The 14,964-nt window shown below is 71.9% G+C and carries 21 protein-coding genes; 15 read left to right on the forward strand and 6 right to left on the reverse strand.

Annotation, left to right across the window (positions count from 1 at the left end; all coding sequences use genetic code 11):
* The first annotated feature begins 4 nt into the window (after positions 1 to 4).
* Positions 5 to 805: a hypothetical protein gene (locus tag QRX60_RS15430; RefSeq protein WP_286001461.1), complete on the forward strand. Its 801-nt coding sequence runs from the start codon at positions 5 to 7 to the stop codon at positions 803 to 805.
* Here QRX60_RS15430 and QRX60_RS15435 read toward each other — a convergent pair.
* The 3 genes from QRX60_RS15435 to QRX60_RS15445 are packed head-to-tail and all read right to left on the reverse strand — an operon-like array spanning position 779 to position 3,815.
* On the reverse strand, positions 779 to 1,330 hold the full coding sequence (locus QRX60_RS15435) for an HD domain-containing protein (RefSeq protein ID WP_286001462.1): 552 nt from the start codon (positions 1,328 to 1,330) through the stop codon (positions 779 to 781). The genes QRX60_RS15430 and QRX60_RS15435 overlap by 27 nt on opposite strands.
* 9 nt (positions 1,331 to 1,339) lie before the next feature.
* A complete protein-coding gene (locus tag QRX60_RS15440; RefSeq protein WP_286001463.1) occupies positions 1,340 to 3,031 on the reverse strand; it encodes an L-lactate permease in 1,692 nt (563 codons plus the stop codon).
* A gap of 1 nt (position 3,032) precedes the next feature.
* Positions 3,033 to 3,815 carry an IclR family transcriptional regulator gene (locus QRX60_RS15445; protein ID WP_286001464.1) on the reverse strand — a complete coding sequence of 261 codons (783 nt, stop codon included), beginning with the start codon at positions 3,813 to 3,815 and terminating at the stop codon, positions 3,033 to 3,035.
* A 481-nt stretch (positions 3,816 to 4,296) separates the two neighbouring features.
* Here QRX60_RS15445 and QRX60_RS15450 point away from each other — a divergent pair, with 481 nt between their 5' ends.
* From QRX60_RS15450 to QRX60_RS15505, 12 genes are all read left to right on the forward strand, one after another.
* Complete coding sequence (locus QRX60_RS15450) at positions 4,297 to 5,490, forward strand: MurT ligase domain-containing protein (protein WP_286001465.1); 1,194 nt, start codon at positions 4,297 to 4,299, stop codon at positions 5,488 to 5,490.
* Entirely contained in the window at positions 5,483 to 6,190 is a 708-nt protein-coding gene (locus tag QRX60_RS15455; RefSeq protein ID WP_286001466.1) for a type 1 glutamine amidotransferase, read from the forward strand. The genes QRX60_RS15450 and QRX60_RS15455 overlap by 8 nt, the downstream gene beginning before the upstream one ends.
* A 29-nt stretch (positions 6,191 to 6,219) precedes the next feature.
* Positions 6,220 to 7,608 (forward strand): sensor histidine kinase, encoded by a 1,389-nt coding sequence (locus QRX60_RS15460; RefSeq protein ID WP_286001467.1) that lies wholly within the window; start codon positions 6,220 to 6,222, stop codon positions 7,606 to 7,608.
* Positions 7,608 to 8,288, forward strand: a complete 681-nt coding sequence (locus tag QRX60_RS15465) for a response regulator transcription factor (RefSeq protein WP_286001468.1) — start codon at positions 7,608 to 7,610, stop codon at positions 8,286 to 8,288. The genes QRX60_RS15460 and QRX60_RS15465 overlap by 1 nt, the downstream gene beginning before the upstream one ends.
* Before the next feature lie 185 nt (positions 8,289 to 8,473).
* Positions 8,474 to 8,803, forward strand: a complete 330-nt coding sequence (locus tag QRX60_RS15470; RefSeq protein ID WP_286001469.1) for a gas vesicle protein GvpO — start codon at positions 8,474 to 8,476, stop codon at positions 8,801 to 8,803.
* Between the two features lie 17 nt (positions 8,804 to 8,820).
* Positions 8,821 to 9,114 (forward strand): gas vesicle protein, encoded by a 294-nt coding sequence (locus tag QRX60_RS15475; protein ID WP_286001470.1) that lies wholly within the window; start codon positions 8,821 to 8,823, stop codon positions 9,112 to 9,114.
* Positions 9,111 to 9,842: a GvpL/GvpF family gas vesicle protein gene (locus QRX60_RS15480; protein ID WP_286001471.1), complete on the forward strand. Its 732-nt coding sequence runs from the start codon at positions 9,111 to 9,113 to the stop codon at positions 9,840 to 9,842. The genes QRX60_RS15475 and QRX60_RS15480 overlap by 4 nt, the downstream gene beginning before the upstream one ends.
* Positions 9,835 to 9,993 (forward strand): gas vesicle protein GvpJ, encoded by a 159-nt coding sequence (gene gvpJ / locus QRX60_RS15485; protein ID WP_285476983.1) that lies wholly within the window; start codon positions 9,835 to 9,837, stop codon positions 9,991 to 9,993. The genes QRX60_RS15480 and gvpJ (QRX60_RS15485) overlap by 8 nt, the downstream gene beginning before the upstream one ends.
* Positions 9,990 to 10,211 (forward strand): gas vesicle protein K, encoded by a 222-nt coding sequence (locus tag QRX60_RS15490; protein ID WP_286001472.1) that lies wholly within the window; start codon positions 9,990 to 9,992, stop codon positions 10,209 to 10,211. Before gvpJ (QRX60_RS15485) ends, QRX60_RS15490 begins: the two co-directional genes overlap by 4 nt.
* Positions 10,212 to 10,529, forward strand: coding sequence for a gas vesicle protein GvpJ (gene gvpJ, locus QRX60_RS15495; protein ID WP_286001473.1), 318 nt, complete (start codon positions 10,212 to 10,214; stop codon positions 10,527 to 10,529).
* Positions 10,526 to 11,086 (forward strand): GvpL/GvpF family gas vesicle protein, encoded by a 561-nt coding sequence (locus tag QRX60_RS15500; protein WP_286001474.1) that lies wholly within the window; start codon positions 10,526 to 10,528, stop codon positions 11,084 to 11,086. The genes gvpJ (QRX60_RS15495) and QRX60_RS15500 overlap by 4 nt, the downstream gene beginning before the upstream one ends.
* A 74-nt stretch (positions 11,087 to 11,160) precedes the next feature.
* On the forward strand, positions 11,161 to 11,688 hold the full coding sequence (locus tag QRX60_RS15505) for an NHL repeat-containing protein (RefSeq protein ID WP_286001475.1): 528 nt from the start codon (positions 11,161 to 11,163) through the stop codon (positions 11,686 to 11,688).
* On the opposite strand, the gene QRX60_RS15510 is transcribed toward QRX60_RS15505, so the two are convergent.
* From QRX60_RS15510 to QRX60_RS15520, 3 genes are read right to left on the reverse strand one after another with little or no spacing between them, the layout of a single operon-like run.
* The gene (locus tag QRX60_RS15510) at positions 11,685 to 12,086 is read right to left on the reverse strand and encodes a CoA-binding protein (RefSeq protein ID WP_286001476.1); all 402 of its coding nucleotides are present in this window, start codon (positions 12,084 to 12,086) and stop codon (positions 11,685 to 11,687) included. The two genes, QRX60_RS15505 and QRX60_RS15510, sit on opposite strands and share 4 nt — an antisense overlap.
* Before the next feature lie 23 nt (positions 12,087 to 12,109).
* Positions 12,110 to 12,682 carry a hypothetical protein gene (locus tag QRX60_RS15515; RefSeq protein ID WP_286001477.1) on the reverse strand — a complete coding sequence of 191 codons (573 nt, stop codon included), beginning with the start codon at positions 12,680 to 12,682 and terminating at the stop codon, positions 12,110 to 12,112.
* 56 nt (positions 12,683 to 12,738) lie between these two features.
* Entirely contained in the window at positions 12,739 to 13,242 is a 504-nt protein-coding gene (locus QRX60_RS15520; RefSeq protein ID WP_286001478.1) for a VOC family protein, read from the reverse strand.
* A 139-nt stretch (positions 13,243 to 13,381) separates the two neighbouring features.
* Between QRX60_RS15520 and QRX60_RS15525 the strand changes: the two genes are divergently transcribed.
* Complete coding sequence (locus QRX60_RS15525) at positions 13,382 to 14,182, forward strand: 2-keto-4-pentenoate hydratase (protein WP_286001479.1); 801 nt, start codon at positions 13,382 to 13,384, stop codon at positions 14,180 to 14,182.
* Positions 14,179 to 14,940, forward strand: coding sequence for a 2-keto-4-pentenoate hydratase (locus tag QRX60_RS15530; RefSeq protein ID WP_286001480.1), 762 nt, complete (start codon positions 14,179 to 14,181; stop codon positions 14,938 to 14,940). Before QRX60_RS15525 ends, QRX60_RS15530 begins: the two co-directional genes overlap by 4 nt.
* Positions 14,941 to 14,964 lie beyond the last annotated feature (24 nt).

Here is a 14,964-nt window from a genome sequence, read left to right on the forward strand (position 1 = left end):
CGCCGTGCTCGCCTCGCTGCTACCCGGTTTTCGCGACGTCCGCAGTGCGCTGGTCGCGGGGTACATGTGGTTCTGCGCCGGCTGGCTGCTGATCGGCCACTACCACCCGCCGTCGGCCGGACTGCTCGGAAAACCGGCGCTGGAGCTGCTGGAGCTGTTCGGGACGGGCGGCCGGCTCGCCGCGATCAGCGTGCTGTGCCTGCTGATCGGCGAGGTGACCGGCACGCTCGTGCAGTCGGCGTTCTTCCAGCTGAGCGTCGCCTACCTGCGGAAGCTGACGCCGGAGAACCTCGACGCGCGGCCGCGCGGTCCGCTCACGGTGTTCCGGCCGCTCAGCGGACGGTCGCTCTCCCGCGTGCGGGCCCGGATCCGCCAGGACTACCAGCGGCACCAGGAGAGCACGACGTCCGACGCCACGCCGCGCAGTGAGAACCAGCACGAGATCGACCGGATCGCGCTCGACGCCATGCGCGAAGTGCAGTACATGTGGCCACGGCTGATCGTCGCGAAACCGGAGCTGTACGCCGAATTCAGCCGGCTCAAGGGCGAGAGCGAGTTCCGCGACGCGATCCTGCTGCCGCTGCCGGTCCTCGCGGTCGCGGTGTGCGTGAGCTTGTCCGCGCCGCCGTGGGTCAAGGCGCTCCTGCTGGCGGGGACCGCGCTCGCCGACGGCTACCTGTTCGCGCAGGCTCGCCAGCGGTTCCGGCAGGCGCACAGCCTGATCTCGCACAGCATCGCCGACGGGACGGTCAGGTCGGCGGCGATGGGCGACCTGGAGTCATCGGTCCCGCCAGGAGAGCGGTGACAGCGTCAACGCCGCCTCGGCGATCCTCTTCGCGGTCTCCGTCGTGAGCCCCTTTTGCGCCGAGTCGATCCACTCGTCCACCGGCCGCACGCCGATGTCCCGGTACTCCAGCGCCTGCAGCAGCATCTCCAGCTTGTCGGCGTCCTTGGCGCACCAGGCTTCGGCCGACTCGCGGGTCTCGTACTCGTCCACGGCGTCCCGCACGAGCGAGCGCGACCGGTCCGGGAGAGCCGCCGTCTGGTCGGCCGTGATCTCCCGCGGCTCGGGCTTCCGCAGGTAGCCGACGGCGGTCAGCGGAAGATCACCCGTCCGGGTCTCCTGGGTGTCGTGCCACAACGCCAGGAACGCCGCCCGCTCCGGCGACGCCCCTTCCTCCGCCGCGATCAGCGCGGCCAGCTGGGCCGCCCGCAGGCTGTGCTCGCCGACCGACTCCGGGTCGCGGACCCCCGCGTGCCACCAGCCCGACCGCCGGACCCGCTTCAGCAGGCCCAGTTCGTACGCGAAGGAGGCCAAGGATGCGCTCATCCGCCCAGCCTAGGGTGTCGGGATCATCGCCGTCAGGATCGTCGCCTGCAGCAGGGAGATCACGCCGACGACCGCGGTCAGCAGCAGCGACCAGAGGAAAGTCTGCCGCAGCAACGACCCTTCCTTGCCGCTCTGCCCGATCGCGGTCGCGCCGATCGACAGGTTCTGCGGCGAGATCATCTTGCCCATCACGCCGCCCGAGGTGTTCGTCGCGCCCGCCAGGATCGGGTTCAGGTTCAGCTGCTGGGCCGAAATCACCTGCATGGGCCCGAACAGGCTGTTCGTCGACGCGTCCGACCCGGTCAGGAACACGCCCAGCCAGCCGATGTACGCCGAGAACAGCGGGAAGACCGCGCCGGTCGTCGCCAGGGCCAGGCCCAGCGTCTGCGTCGCGCCCGAGTAGTTCATCACGAACGCGATCGCGAGGATCATGAAGATCGTCGCGAGCGCCCAGCGCATCTGGTGCAGGGTCTTCCGGTAGGTCGAAACCAGCAGCCCCGGCCGTGCGCCCATCGCGAACCCGGCGACGACCGCCGCGATCAGGGCCACCGTGCCCGGCGAGAACAGGAAGTCGACCGTGAACGTCGCCGCGTACGGCGCGTTCTTCGCGGTGATCGGGGGGTGCTGGACGACGTGGTTGTGCAGCCCCGGCCAGGCGAAGATCCAGTCCGCCTTGTGCAGCAGCTTCGTCAGGTCGAGCCAGGCGGGGAGGTTCTTGAAGATCGTGCCGATCCGCGACAGGAAGATGGCCAGGATCAGGATCACGTAGGGCATCCACGCGTACAGCGCGCCGCGTTCGACCTTCGCGGCGCCGAGGCTGGTGCCCGTGACAGCGCTTTCTTCACCGTCGAAACGCCACACCGCCGCCGGCTGCCAGAACCGCGTCAGGATCCACAGCGCGGCCATCGCGGTGAGCGCGGCGAGGACGTCGACCAGGCTGGCGCTGATGTAGTTGGACGCGACGAACTGCATGGCCGCGAACGCGAGCCCGGCGGTGAGCACCGCCGGCCACACCTCGAGCATGCGCTTCCAGCCGGCGAGCACGACGACCAGGAACGCCGGGATGATCAGCGCGAGCACCGGCACCTGGCGGCCGACCGCCGCCGAGAACAGCTCGGTCGCCTGGTCCGGCTTGAGGTGCATGATCGGCGCGGTCAGCCTGCCGAGCACGATCAGCGGGTTGCCGAGCCCGCCGAACGCGACCGGCGCGGTGTTCGCCAGCAGGGCCAGCACGACGGCCTTCACCGGCGGGAACCCGAGCGCGGCCATCATCGCCGCGGTGATCGCGATCGGCGACCCGCCGCCCGCGACGCCTTCGAGCAGCGCGCCGAAGCCGAACGCGATGAGCAGCGCCTGCAGCCGCCGGTCCTCGCTGAACCCGGCGAGCACGCGCTTGATCGCGTCGAACCGACCGGTGGCGACCGTGACGTTGTGGAAGTACACGGCGTGGAACGCGATCCAGGCCACCGACCACACGCCGAAGAGCACGCCCATCGCCGCGGAGTCGAACGCCAGCGCGGCCGGCATCCGGTACAGCAGCAGGGCCACGCCGAGCGCCGTGACCAGCGCGAGCGCCGCGGAGAGGTGCGCCGAGAAGCGGACCACGCCGAGCGCGACCAGCAGGACGATGATCGGGAGCGCGGCGAGCAACGCGGAGACCCACAGCCCGCCCGCCGGCTGGTAGTCCTGGATCCAGGTCACGTCAGCCCCTCTGCCCGCGTACGTATCCGAGCCGCAGCGACAGGGCGGCGGCGGTCCCGGCCACGGAGGCGCCGAGTTCGTCGAGGCGGCGCAGCACGCGCGGCGCGGGCCCGGCGATGCTGATGGCGGCGATCGGCCGTCCGGAGTGGTCGCGCACGGCGGCGGCGACGCACCCGACGTCCGGCTCGTTCTCGACCTCGTCGACCGCCCAGCCCCGGCGGCTGGTCCGCGCGAGGTCGTCGAGCAGCCGGAGGGGGTCGTTGATCGTCTTGAGCGTCAGCGAGTCGAGCTTCATCCGCCGGACGCGTTCGGCCCGGTCGGCCTCGGGCAGCGCGGCGAGCCAGGCTTTCCCGAGCGACGTCGCGTGCTGCGGCCGGCGCGTGCCGAGCCGGCAGGCGAGCGTGACGGCGCTGGCACTGCGTTCGGTGGCGACGTAGACCATGGTGTCGTTGTCGGGCACGGCGAGGTAGGTGGTCTCCCCGGACCGTTCGGCGAGCGACGCGAGGTACCGCGGCGCACAGCGGTGCAGATCGGTCGCGGCCATGGCCCGCGCGCCGAGCTCGACCAACCGCGTCCCCAGCCGCACCCGGCCGGTGACCTGGTCGGCTTCGAGGTACTCGAGGCTCTTCAAGGTGCCGACGATGCGGTAGGCGGCACTGCGGGAAAGCCCCAGTTGCCGCGCGATCGCATTGGTGGAAATCTCCTGGTGCCGACCCACGTGCTCGAGCACCGCGAGTCCGCGTTCGAGAGTTCCGCTGTTCTCCAGTGCGCGCTCCGGTCCCACGTTGCCCTCCGTTGGACGATCCCGGTTTCGCTCAGCGGTACGCATTTCCGCTGGGTGGGTTTGGACGGTAACACCTCCGATGTATGGGCGGAAGATCTTGAAACGTCTCAGAAGAAGACTCGGAGAATGCGGTTACTTGTGCATGCTAATTGGTACAACCTCCGATGGTTAAGTTTCCTACCTATGGCGGTTGCGGAGCCTGGGACGGGCTCGTTCGACAAGTTCGACAGGTGCGGATTCATATCCGTGAATGGGCTGTGAAGAAAGTAGAGACGGTTCCCGGGTGGCGTCGCTCGTGCGGCGGCGATGCCGTGAATGACTCATTCACGTCGTCCGGCGACATGAATGAGTCATTCACTGCACCGGGCCGCCTCGGCAAGCCCGGCCGGTGGCCGGGGTCACGGACTCAGCGAAATCACAGCGCCCACCGAGCACCATCCAGCCGGTGACCGCCCGAAACCCCCTTCGTACCCGCGCGTCCGTGACCGCCGGGCGGGCCACCGCCTGGCTCTCCCGCAACGCCGGGCTCGGCCAAGGCGGCGTCATCGGCGGCCGGGTCACTCTCGCGCTCGATCCGAAAGCCCTCCGAAGGCTCGGCCGGGAACGCACGGTCGTGCTCGTCACCGGTACCAACGGCAAGACCACGACCGCCCTGATGATCACGAAGGCCCTCGAAGCCCTCGCCGAAGTCGCCGCCAACAGCGACGGTGCCAACATGCCCGACGGCATCCTCGCCGCCCTGGCTGCCCGGCCCGAAGCGCCCTACGCGGTCCTCGAAGTCGACGAGACCTACCTGCCCTGGGTGGCCGAGCAGCTGGAACCCGCCGTGCTCGTCCTGCTCAACCTCAGCCGCGACCAGCTCGACCGCGTCGGGGAGGTCCGCTCGACCGAACGCGATCTGCGCGCCGCGATCGCCGGACATCCCGAAACCACGATTGTCGCCAATTGCGACGACGTTCTCGTCACCTCCGCGGCGACCGCGGCCGCCAAGCCGCTCTGGGTCGGCACCGGCCGCCGCTGGACCGGGGACTCGACCGCCTGCCCGCGCTGCGACGGCCGGATCGAACACGCCAAAGAGCACTGGAGCTGCGCCTGCGGGCTCGCCCGGCCCGAGCCCACCTGGACCCTCGACGGGGACCTCGTCCGCACGCCCGGCGGCCGCCAGGTCGACCTGGACCTGCGGCTGCCCGGCGACGCGAACCGGGCGAACGCCGCCTTCGCGCTCGCCGCCGCGCACCGGCTCGGCGTGCCGCCACACACCGCCGCCGCGCGGCTGCGGACCATCACCGACATCGGCGGCCGCTACCGGACGATCCGCCGGTCGCGGCACTCCGTGCGGCTGATGCTGGCCAAGAACCCGGCCGGCTGGGCCGAAACGCTGCGCGTGCTGGACGAGGACACCCCGGTCGTCGTCGCGGTCAACGCCCAGGAGGCCGACGGCCGCGACCTGTCCTGGCTCTGGGACGTGCACTTCGAGCGGCTGCGCGGCCGCCAGGTCGTCGTCACCGGCGAGCGCGGCGCGGACCTCGCCGTGCGGCTCTGCTACGCCGAGGTCGCGCACTGGGCCGAGCCCGACCCGGTCGCCGCGATCGACGCGCTGCCGCCGGGCGGTGTCGAGCTGGTCGCCAACTACACCGCGTTCCGCGACCTGGTGGGCAGGCTGCCCGGTGCGTGACTCGGTCGTCCACATCGGACTCCTGTTGCCCGAGGTGCTCGGCACCTACGGCGACACCGGCAACGCGCAGGTCCTGTACCAGCGGCTGCGCTGGCGCGGGTTCGACGCCGAGGTCGTGCCGGTCGGGCTCGGCGACCCGGTGCCGTCCACTTTGGACCTCTACCTGATCGGCGGCGGTGAAGACGGCGCACAGGCGCTGGCCGCCGCCCACCTGCGGAAGTACCGCCGGGCGCTGACGCCCGAATCGGTGGTCTTCGGCGTCTGTGCCGGCCTGCAGGTGCTCGGCACCCGCTTCCGCGGCCTCGACGGCGTCGACCACGACGGTCTCGGCCTGCTGGACGTCGCCACCGAACCCGGCGAGCGGCGCGCGGTGGCCGAGCTGGTCGCGACGTCGCCGGACATCCTGGACAACGCCCCGCTCACCGGCTTCGAGAACCACCTCGGCAGCAGCAAGCTCGGCCCCGGCAGCGAGCCGCTCGGGCAGGTCGTACGCGGTACCGGCAACGGCGACGGCACCGAAGGCGCGGTGACCGACCACATCGTCGGCACCTACCTGCACGGCCCGGCGCTGGCCCGCAACCCCGCGCTGGCCGACCTCTTGCTGACCTGGACGGCCGGGCACCCGCTGCCGCCGCTCGAACTGCCCGAGGTCGACCGCCTGCGCGGGGAACGGCTCACGCGCCGACGCCGGACGTCGTGATGGCGGCTCGCTGTGGTTACGCTGAGTTGGTGAAACTGGGCAGCGTGATCGCCGCGACCGGCGTCCGGATGCGGACCACCGCGGTGGCCGTCTTCGCGCTCGCGCTGGCCATCGCGGCCGCGCTCGCCGTGGTCGTGGTCCTCCTCGAAGAGTCGCTCGACCGCAGCGTCACCGAGAGTGCCCGCAGCACCGGCCGCCAGGTCGCCATCCAGCTCGTCCGCGAAGGCGCCCGCGACCTCAGCGCATCCGACGTCGCGAGCACCGGCGACACCGAGGCCGTCACCCAGGTGCTCAACGCGCGCGGCGTGCCGATCGCGAGCGACCCGGCGATCGTCGGGCACCCGCCACTGACCACCGCCCGTCCCGCCGTCGGGCACGAGACCATCGAGACCCTCCCGCTCGGGCTCAACGGCGACAGCGACGACTACCGCGTCGTGTCGCAGCAGGTCAACGGGCCGGGCGGGCCGTACACGGTGGTTTCCGCGCGGTCGCTGGAGCCGGTGACCGAGGCGTCGACGCGGCTGACGCTGCTGCTCGGGCTGATCTCGATCCCGCTGCTGGCGATCGCCGGGCTCGCGGTCTACCGCGCGGTCGGCTCGGCGCTGCGGCCGGTCGAGCGGATGCGCCGGACCGTCGCCGAGATCTCGACGCGCGACCTGGCCGCCCGCGTCCCGCTGCCGCCGGGCGGCGACGAGGTGCACCGGCTGGCCGTGACGCTCAACGAGATGCTCGGGCGGCTCGCGTCGGCGCAGGCGGCACAACGCCGGTTCGTCGCGGACGCCAGCCACGAGCTGCGCTCGCCGCTGTCCACGATCAGCACCGCGCTCGACGTCTCCGGGCGGCACCCGGAGAGCACCGAGGACCTGGTGCCGGTGATCGCCCGGGAGACCGCGCGGCTGCGCGAGCTCGTCGACGACCTGCTCATGCTGGCCCGCACCGACGACACGACCGACCGGCCGGCGCGCACCGAGGTCGACCTCGACGACATCGTCCGAGCCGAGGCCGAGCGGGTCCGCGGCGAGTGCGCGCTGGAGGTCGAGGTCCGGGCCGGGCCGGCGAAGGTGCGCGGCAGCGAGGCCCAGCTGCGGCGGGCGGTGCGGAACCTGGTCGACAACGCCCGCGGGCACGCGCGCTCGCACATCCGCGTCGCCAGCTCGGTACGCGGCGACCTCGCCGTCGTCGAGGTGAGCGACGACGGCCCCGGCGTCGCGGAAGCCGACCGCGACCGGATCTTCGAACGGTTCGTCCGGCTCGACGCGTCGCGGCAGCGCGAACACGGCGGCACCGGGCTGGGACTGCCGATCGTCGCGGGTATCGCGGCGCGCCACGGTGGAAGCGCACGCTACGCCGCGTCGGACGAGCCGGGCGCGCGGTTCGTGCTCGAGCTGCCGGTGCTCGAACTGCCGGAGGAGGAATAGTGCGCCTGCTGATCGTGGAGGACGAGCGCGAGTTCGCGGAGACGCTGCGGCGCGGCCTGGTCGCCGAGGGCTTCACCGTCGACGTCGCGCACACCGGTCGGGAAGGCCTCTGGCGGGCGACCGAGCAGGAGTACGACGTCGTCGTGCTCGACATCATGCTGCCCGAGCTGTCCGGCTACGAGGTGCTCAAACGCCTGCGGGCGGCGGAGAACTGGACGCCGGTGCTGATGCTCACCGCGAAGGACGGCGAGTACGACGAGGCGGACGCGTTCGACCTCGGCGCCGACGACTACCTGTCGAAGCCGTTCTCCTTCGTCGTCCTCATCGCCCGGCTGCGCGCGCTGCTGCGCCGCGGCGCGCCGGCCCGCCCCGCCGTGCTGGAGGCGGGCGACCTGCGCCTCGACCCGTCCGCCCGGACCGTCCACAGAGGACAGCAGCGGATCGAGCTGACCGCGCGGGAGTTCGGGTTGCTGGAGTTCCTGCTGCGCCGGGCGGGCACCGCGCTGACGAAGAACGAGATCCTGAGCCACGTCTGGGACGCGCACTACGACGGCGACGAGAACGTCGTCGAGGTCTACATCGGCTACCTCCGGCGCAAGATCGACGTGCCGTTCGGCACCCGCACCATCGAGACGGTCCGGGGTGTCGGCTACCGGCTGGTGGACGTTACCCGATCGTAACCTTCCGGGCGGAATCGGGAAATTGGTTCCGGTGGGCGCCGCGGTGTTGCGCCGTTTGCTCCCGCTGGTTGCCGCAGTGAGCCCATTCGTTCCCGCGAACCGGTGAAAAATGCCGTTGCGCAACGCATCTGCGGGCTGTTGTGCGCGTTGCTACGGTGGGGCACCCATCCGCGACGAGGAAAGCGATGACGGAATCGCCGCAGCCGTTCCTTGCCCCCAGTAACAATGTTCAAGAGACCCCTGAGAAGTCCGTTTCCCGGCTTCGCGCCGCCGATGCCATTCGGGAAGCGACCACCCAGTTCGGCGTGGTCACGGGGCTGGCCCCGCACGCCGTGACCGGGCTCCGGACCCGCGCCGAGGGCGGCTGGTCCGTGCTCGTCGACGTCGTCGAGCTGGCCCGGATCCCGGACTCCACCAGCGTGATGGCCACCTACCGGGTGGACCTCGACGCCTCCGGCGAGCTCACCGCGTGCGAGCGGCTGCGGCGGTTCACCCGAGGTGCCACCGATTCCTGAAAGGGAGAGTGACACGATTGGCCGCTTCGTCCGATTCATTGGCGGACATTCTGGAACGCGTGCTCGACAAGGGTGTCGTGATAGCCGGTGACATCGGCGTCAGCGTCGTCGACGTCGAATTGCTGACGCTGCGGATCCGGCTGTTCATCGCCTCCGCGCAGACCGCCCGGGAAATGGGCATGGACTGGTGGACGAACGACCCGTTCTTCTCGCCGAACGCGGTGCGCGAAGAGCTGGGAGAAACCGACCTGGCGGCCCGCGTCGCCGCACTCGAGGCCCGGGTTCCGGGCAGGAGGGACGCACTGCGGTGAGCAACCGCGATTGGCTCTGCGCCTACGCGATCACCCGCAACCGGGACGGGCTGGACCTCGGCCCGGCACCCCGGCTCGTCGGCTACCGCGACCTGGGCGTCGTCGTGTCCGAAGTGACCCCGGCGCGCTTCGACCGGATCGACACGCTCGACCCGGTGGACGGCGCCCTCGCCGAGCTGGCGCGCGAACACGACGCCGTCGTGCGCGCGGTCTTCCGGCACGAACCGGTGCTGCCGCTGCGGTTCGGCACGGTCCTCGACGGCGAAGCTTCGGTGAAACGGCTCCTGGAGATCGCCTACGACCAGGCCCGGAACTGCCTCGACGAGGTCGAAGGCCACCGCGAGTGGGGGGTCCGGGTGCGGCACGTCGAGCCCGCCGCGACCAGCCGCCCGGACACCGCGGGCCTGTCGGGCACGCAGTACCTCGTCCGCCGCCGGGAACGGCTGAAGGCGATCCAGCGCGGCCGCGAAAACGTCGGCGACGTGGCCACGCGGCTCGACGAGGCGCTGAGCCGGCACGCCGCCGACCACCTCGGGCGCACCCGTCCGCACGGCGTGCTGGTCAACACGGCGTACCTCGTCGCGAAGAGCCGGGAGGCGGCGTTCCACGCGGAGCTCGAGTGGTTCGCCCGCGAGCTGCGCCAGGCCGGGGCGACGGTCGAGACCACCGGCCCGTGGCCGCCGTACTCCTTCACCGACGTCGAGCTGGGCGTGACGGCGGATGGCTGACGCCGCCGAGGCCGTCGCGGACCTGCTCGACCGGGTCGTGCACCGCGGCGCGGTCGTCACCGGCGACGTCATCATCTCGCTCGCCGGCATCGACCTGGTGCGGCTCGACCTGCGGCTGCTGCTGCTCGGCATCGAGGAGGCCCCGGGATGAGCGAGCCCGTCCGGATCCCCGCCGACGCCGGCCGCGGGCTCGGCCACCTGGTGGTGACCGTGCTCGACATCCTCCGCGAAGTGCTCGAACGCCAGGCCCTCCGGCGGCTCGACGCCGGAACTCTCACCGAAACCCAGGTCGAAGACCTCGGCCAAGCCCTGATCGCGCTGGAGCTCCGGTTCGCCGAGATCCGCGCGGCCCTCGACGAAAGGCTCTAGGTGACCAGACCCGGACAGACCGGCGGCGGCCTCGCCGACACGCTCGACATCCTGCTCGACAAGGGACTCGTGATCGACGCTTCGGTGCGGGTGTCGGTGATCGGGATCGAGCTGCTGGCGATCGAGGCCCGGATCGTGATCGCCAGCGTCGACACCTACATCCGCTACCTCGAAGCGATGCAGCGGCTGCAGAACACGCCCGTGCCCGGGCAGATCTCGCAGGGGCTCGGGCAGACGACCGGGCTGATCCCGCCCTCACCGCCGACGCCCGCGGTGGCGGTGCCGGTCGAGCCGGCCGTCCCGGTCGACCAGCCGTGACGCTGCAGCTCTACGGCGTCGTGCGCGCCGGGCACCCGCGAGCGCCGTGGACGGTGTGCTGGGAGGACCTGGCGATGGTCGTCGGCGAACCCGAGCCGGACCCGGCGCTGCACCTGGCGGTGGTGTCCGCGCTCGTCGAGGGCGGTCCGGTGCTGCCGGTCCGGTTCGGCACCGTGGCCGACGACGAGGAGGCCGTCCGCGCGGACGTGCTGGCCCCCGCGGCCGACGCCTACCGCGCCGACCTCGACCGGCTCGACGGCCTGGCCGAGGTGCACGTCTGCCTGCGGTTCACCGAGCCCGGCTCGGCGTGGCGGTCGGCCCGGTCCGACGTGCTGCTCTCCGAGGTCGCCGAGCGGGCCCGCGACTCGGTGGCACTGCCGGCCGGCGAGTCCGCCGACGAGCGCTGGGCGTTCCTGGTCGGGATGGGCGACCTGCTGGTCGTCCGGGACGCGGTCGCCGGGCTCGCCCGCGGCGAGGGCGTCCACGCCGACTGGATCGGGCCGCTGCCCGCGTACAGCTTCCTGGAGCGGCGGACGTGCGCGCGGTGGAGCTGGTGAGCGAGGGCGGAACAGTCGCTGAACACTCTTTTCGACGCTGGCCGCCGTGGCTCGCGGTCGGCGATCCTGGCGGCGTGGCCACCAGTGAAGTCGCGGCGCTCCCGCGCGCGTTCGGCGGGCCCGGCGCCGGCCCGGGCCAGTTCCGCGCGCCGTCCGGGATCGCCGTCGACGGGCGCGGACGCGTGTGGGTGGCCGACACCGGCAACGACCGCGTGCAGGCGTTCACGCGCGACGGCGCGCTCGTGCGCGTGCTGGCCGGGCGGCTCAAGGCGCCGGAAGGCCTCGCGGTCGACGCGGCGGGCAACGTCTACGTCGCCGACACCGGCAACCGCCGCGTGGTGCAGTTCTCGTGGTGGGGCGGGTTCGTGCGCGAGTTCGGCGGCCTGGTCCGGCCGCGCGCGGTCGCGCTGGACCGGGACCGGCGGCTGCTGGTCGACGACACCGGACGCGTCGCGCGCTTCGACACCCGCACCGGCGCGGCGCTGGCCGACACGACCGAGCCGATCAGCTCACCGCGGGACGTCGCCGACGACGGCGTGGGCGGTGTCTGGGTGGCCGAGACCGGCAACCACCGCATCGTCCACTTCGGAGCTTCCGGCTAGTTCTTCGTGATCGCGGCCGTCGCGCGGACGACGGCGGTGCAGCGGTTCTCCACGTATCCGAGCCCGCCTTCTTCGGCGATGCGGCGTGCTTCGGCGGAGACGATGCCCTGCTGCAGCCACAGCGCCTTCGCGCCGATCTCGACGGCGTCGCGGGCGATGGCGGGCGCCTCGGGCGAGGGCCGGAAGACGTCGACGAGGTCGACCGGCTCCGGGATGTCCTTCAGCGACCGATAGACCTTCTCGCCGAGCAGCTCGGTCGCGCTCGGGTGCACCGGGATGATCCGGAAGCCGTGGGCCTGCAGCACCGCGGCGACACCGTGGGCGGCCTTGGCCGGGTCGCGGCTCAGGCCGACGACCGCGATGGTCTTCGCGTCCGCCAGGATCTCTTCTGCCTTCATGCCGGTGGAACGCCCGGCGCGGCTCAAAGCTTCCAGAGGCGCAGGCCGCGCACGCGGTAGACGGGCCAGATTACGTGCCACGGCTTGCGGCGGGCGAAGGTCGCGGCACAGGTGAGGATGTTGCGGGCGGACGTCGTCGTCACCTCGTGGCGGTCGGGCCAGACCTCGCCCTTGGCCCCGACGGCGATGCGGAAAACCGTCAGCAGGCCGCGGCCCTGGAGGTCGTACTTCGCGCCGGTGTCGCCGGAGCCGGGGGCGAGCTCCGCGACTTCGGCGCCGAACGCGCGGGCCGCCTGCGGCGCCACCTCCGCGGGAACCACGCCGACACTGCGCAGGATCGCCTTGCCGTGCAGGCGCCGCGCGTACCGGAACAGCAGCGACCGTTCCCACCACGGGAGCAGCCGGTGGTGGGCCAGCAGTGCGGCGCACTCGCCGTGCCCGATCGCGAAGATGCTCGTCAGCTCGTCGTACGCGCCGTTCGTCGCCGGCTCGTTGAGGTGCAGGCGGACCTCGAACCGGGTGCGCGCGGTGAGTTCGTCGAGCTGCTCGCGGCGGTCGAGCCGCGCCTTCGCGCGGGAGAGGGACCAGTCGGACATCGGACCTCCAGGCGTCGCGCACAGGGTATGCGGCGCGCGGCGCCCGGCACAGGAGTTCAGCCGATCTTCTCGCCGTACATTTCGCCGAGCGGGTCGGAGATCAGCTCGACGCGGGCACCGTCCGGATCGGACAGGTAGATGGAGGTCTTGCTCTCCAGCAGGTACCGCACGCCGGCCTCGTCGAGCTTGTCCTTGATCGCGCTCCACCGTTCGGGCGTGACGGAGAGGGCCAGGTGGTGCAGTCCACCGAGGACTTCCGCGTACGGGCCGAGGTCCAGACCGGGCAGGTCGAAGAAGGCAACGGCGTTGCCGTTGCCGACGTCGAAGAAGAAGTGGCTGGAGCCGGGGTAGTCGCGGTTCTCGATCAGCTCGGTGAGCGGGAAGCCGAGGATGTCCTGGTAGAACTCGATGGTCCGCTCGACGTCGCTGGAGATCAGCGCGGTGTGGTGGATGCCGCGCCCGTTCGTCGCCGGTCGCTCGGCGGCCGGGCGCAGGTGGCGCTCGCGCAGCTCGTCGCGGATCTCGGCGAGCTCGGTGACCTCGGCCTGGGTCGGTGCCATGTCCCTCACGTCCCTTCCTGGTGGTGCCTCGAACGGTACGCCCGGTTTATCTCGCGCGCAAGAGGTTGCCTGGCGAGAGGTCCACTGGGCGGAACGTCGAGGCTTGTGCGCGGGGTGCGCTCACGGCAGAGTCCCGGGCGTGGACGTCAGCAAGGTGCAGGAGGCCGCCGCCGTACTGGCGCAGGCCTACGCGACCCGCGAACCGATCGAGCCGCTGATCAAGACCTACCCGGAAGCGGGGGTCGAGGACGCGTACCGGATCCAGCAGGAGCAAGTGCGGCGCTGGGTCGAGGGCGGTGACGCGGTCCGCGGGCACAAGGTCGGGCTCGCGTCCGCCGCGATGCAGCGGCAGATGGGCGTCGACCAGCCCGACTACGGGCACCTCACCGGCAGCATGTTCCACCTCGAGCACCAGGCGATCCCCACGTCGGTGTTCCTGCAGCCGCGGATCGAACCGGAGATCGCCTTCGTGCTCGGCTCGGCGCTGCGCGGCCCCGGCGTCACGGTCGCCGACGCGGTGCGCGCGGTCGACTTCGTGCTGCCGTCGCTGGAGATCGTCGACTCGCGGATCCAGGACTGGAAGATCTCGCTGTTCGACACGATCGCCGACAACGCGTCGTCCGGCGGTGTGGTGCTGGGCAGCAGCCCGACGGCGCTGGGTTCCGTGGACCTGCGGCTGGCCGGCTGCGTGCTCTACCAGAACGGTTCGGTGGCCGCGACGGGCGCGGGCGGCGCGGTGCTCGGCTCGCCGCTGAACTCGCTGGTGTGGCTGGCGAACACGGTGGGACCGCTGGGCGTCACCCTGGAACCCGGGCACGTCGTGCTGCCGGGGTCGATGACCCGGGCGATCCCGGTGTCGCCGGGCGACACGGTCGTCGCGACCATCGCCGGCCTCGGCAGCGTCACCGCGGTCTTCGCCCCTGCTTCGGAGGAATCATGAACGTGCGCGAGGCGGCGGCTTCGCTGCTGGGGACGGTTTCGGAGCGTTCGCCGCTTTCGGAGGACTGGCCGGGGCTGGACGTCGACACGGCGTACGCGATCCAGGACGAGGCCCTGCGGCTGCGGCGGGCCCGCGGCGAGACGCTGGTCGGGGTCAAGCTGGGCCTGACGTCCCGGGCGAAGCAGCAGCGGATGGGCATCGATTCGCCGCTGCTGGCCTGGCTGACGGACGCGATGGTCCTGCCGGCGGGCGCGCCGCTGCCGCACGACGCGCTGATCCACCCGCGGGCCGAGCCGGAGCTGGTCTTCGTGCTGGGCGAACGGTTGGCGGGCCCCGGCGTCACCGCGGCGACCGCGCTGGGTGCCGTCGACCGGGTGTACGGCGGCATGGAGGTCATCGACAGCCGGTACGCGGACTACCGCTTCACGCTCCCGGACGCCGTCGCGGACAACGGCTCGTCGGCGTACTTCGGCGTGGGCCCGGTCGGCCTGCCGCCTGCTTCCTTGGACCTCTCCCTGGAAGCGGCGCTGCTGGAGGTCGACGGCCAGATCGTCGACACGGCGACGGGCGCGGCGGTCCAGGGCCACCCGGCGGAGGCCCTGGCCCTGGCGGCGAACGCTCTGGGCGCGCGAGGCCTGGCCCTGGAACCGGGCTGGCTGGTCCTGACCGGCGGCATGACGGACGCGGTCCCGGTCCGCCGGGGCTCCCGCGTCGCGGCCCACTTCTCCCACCTGGGCTCGATCACGCTCTCGTCGTAAGCCGTGATGCCCCGCCAATCACGC

Origin of the sequence: Amycolatopsis mongoliensis (assembly GCF_030285665.1) — a bacterium.
Classification (GTDB): Bacteria; Actinomycetota; Actinomycetes; order Mycobacteriales; family Pseudonocardiaceae; genus Amycolatopsis; species Amycolatopsis mongoliensis.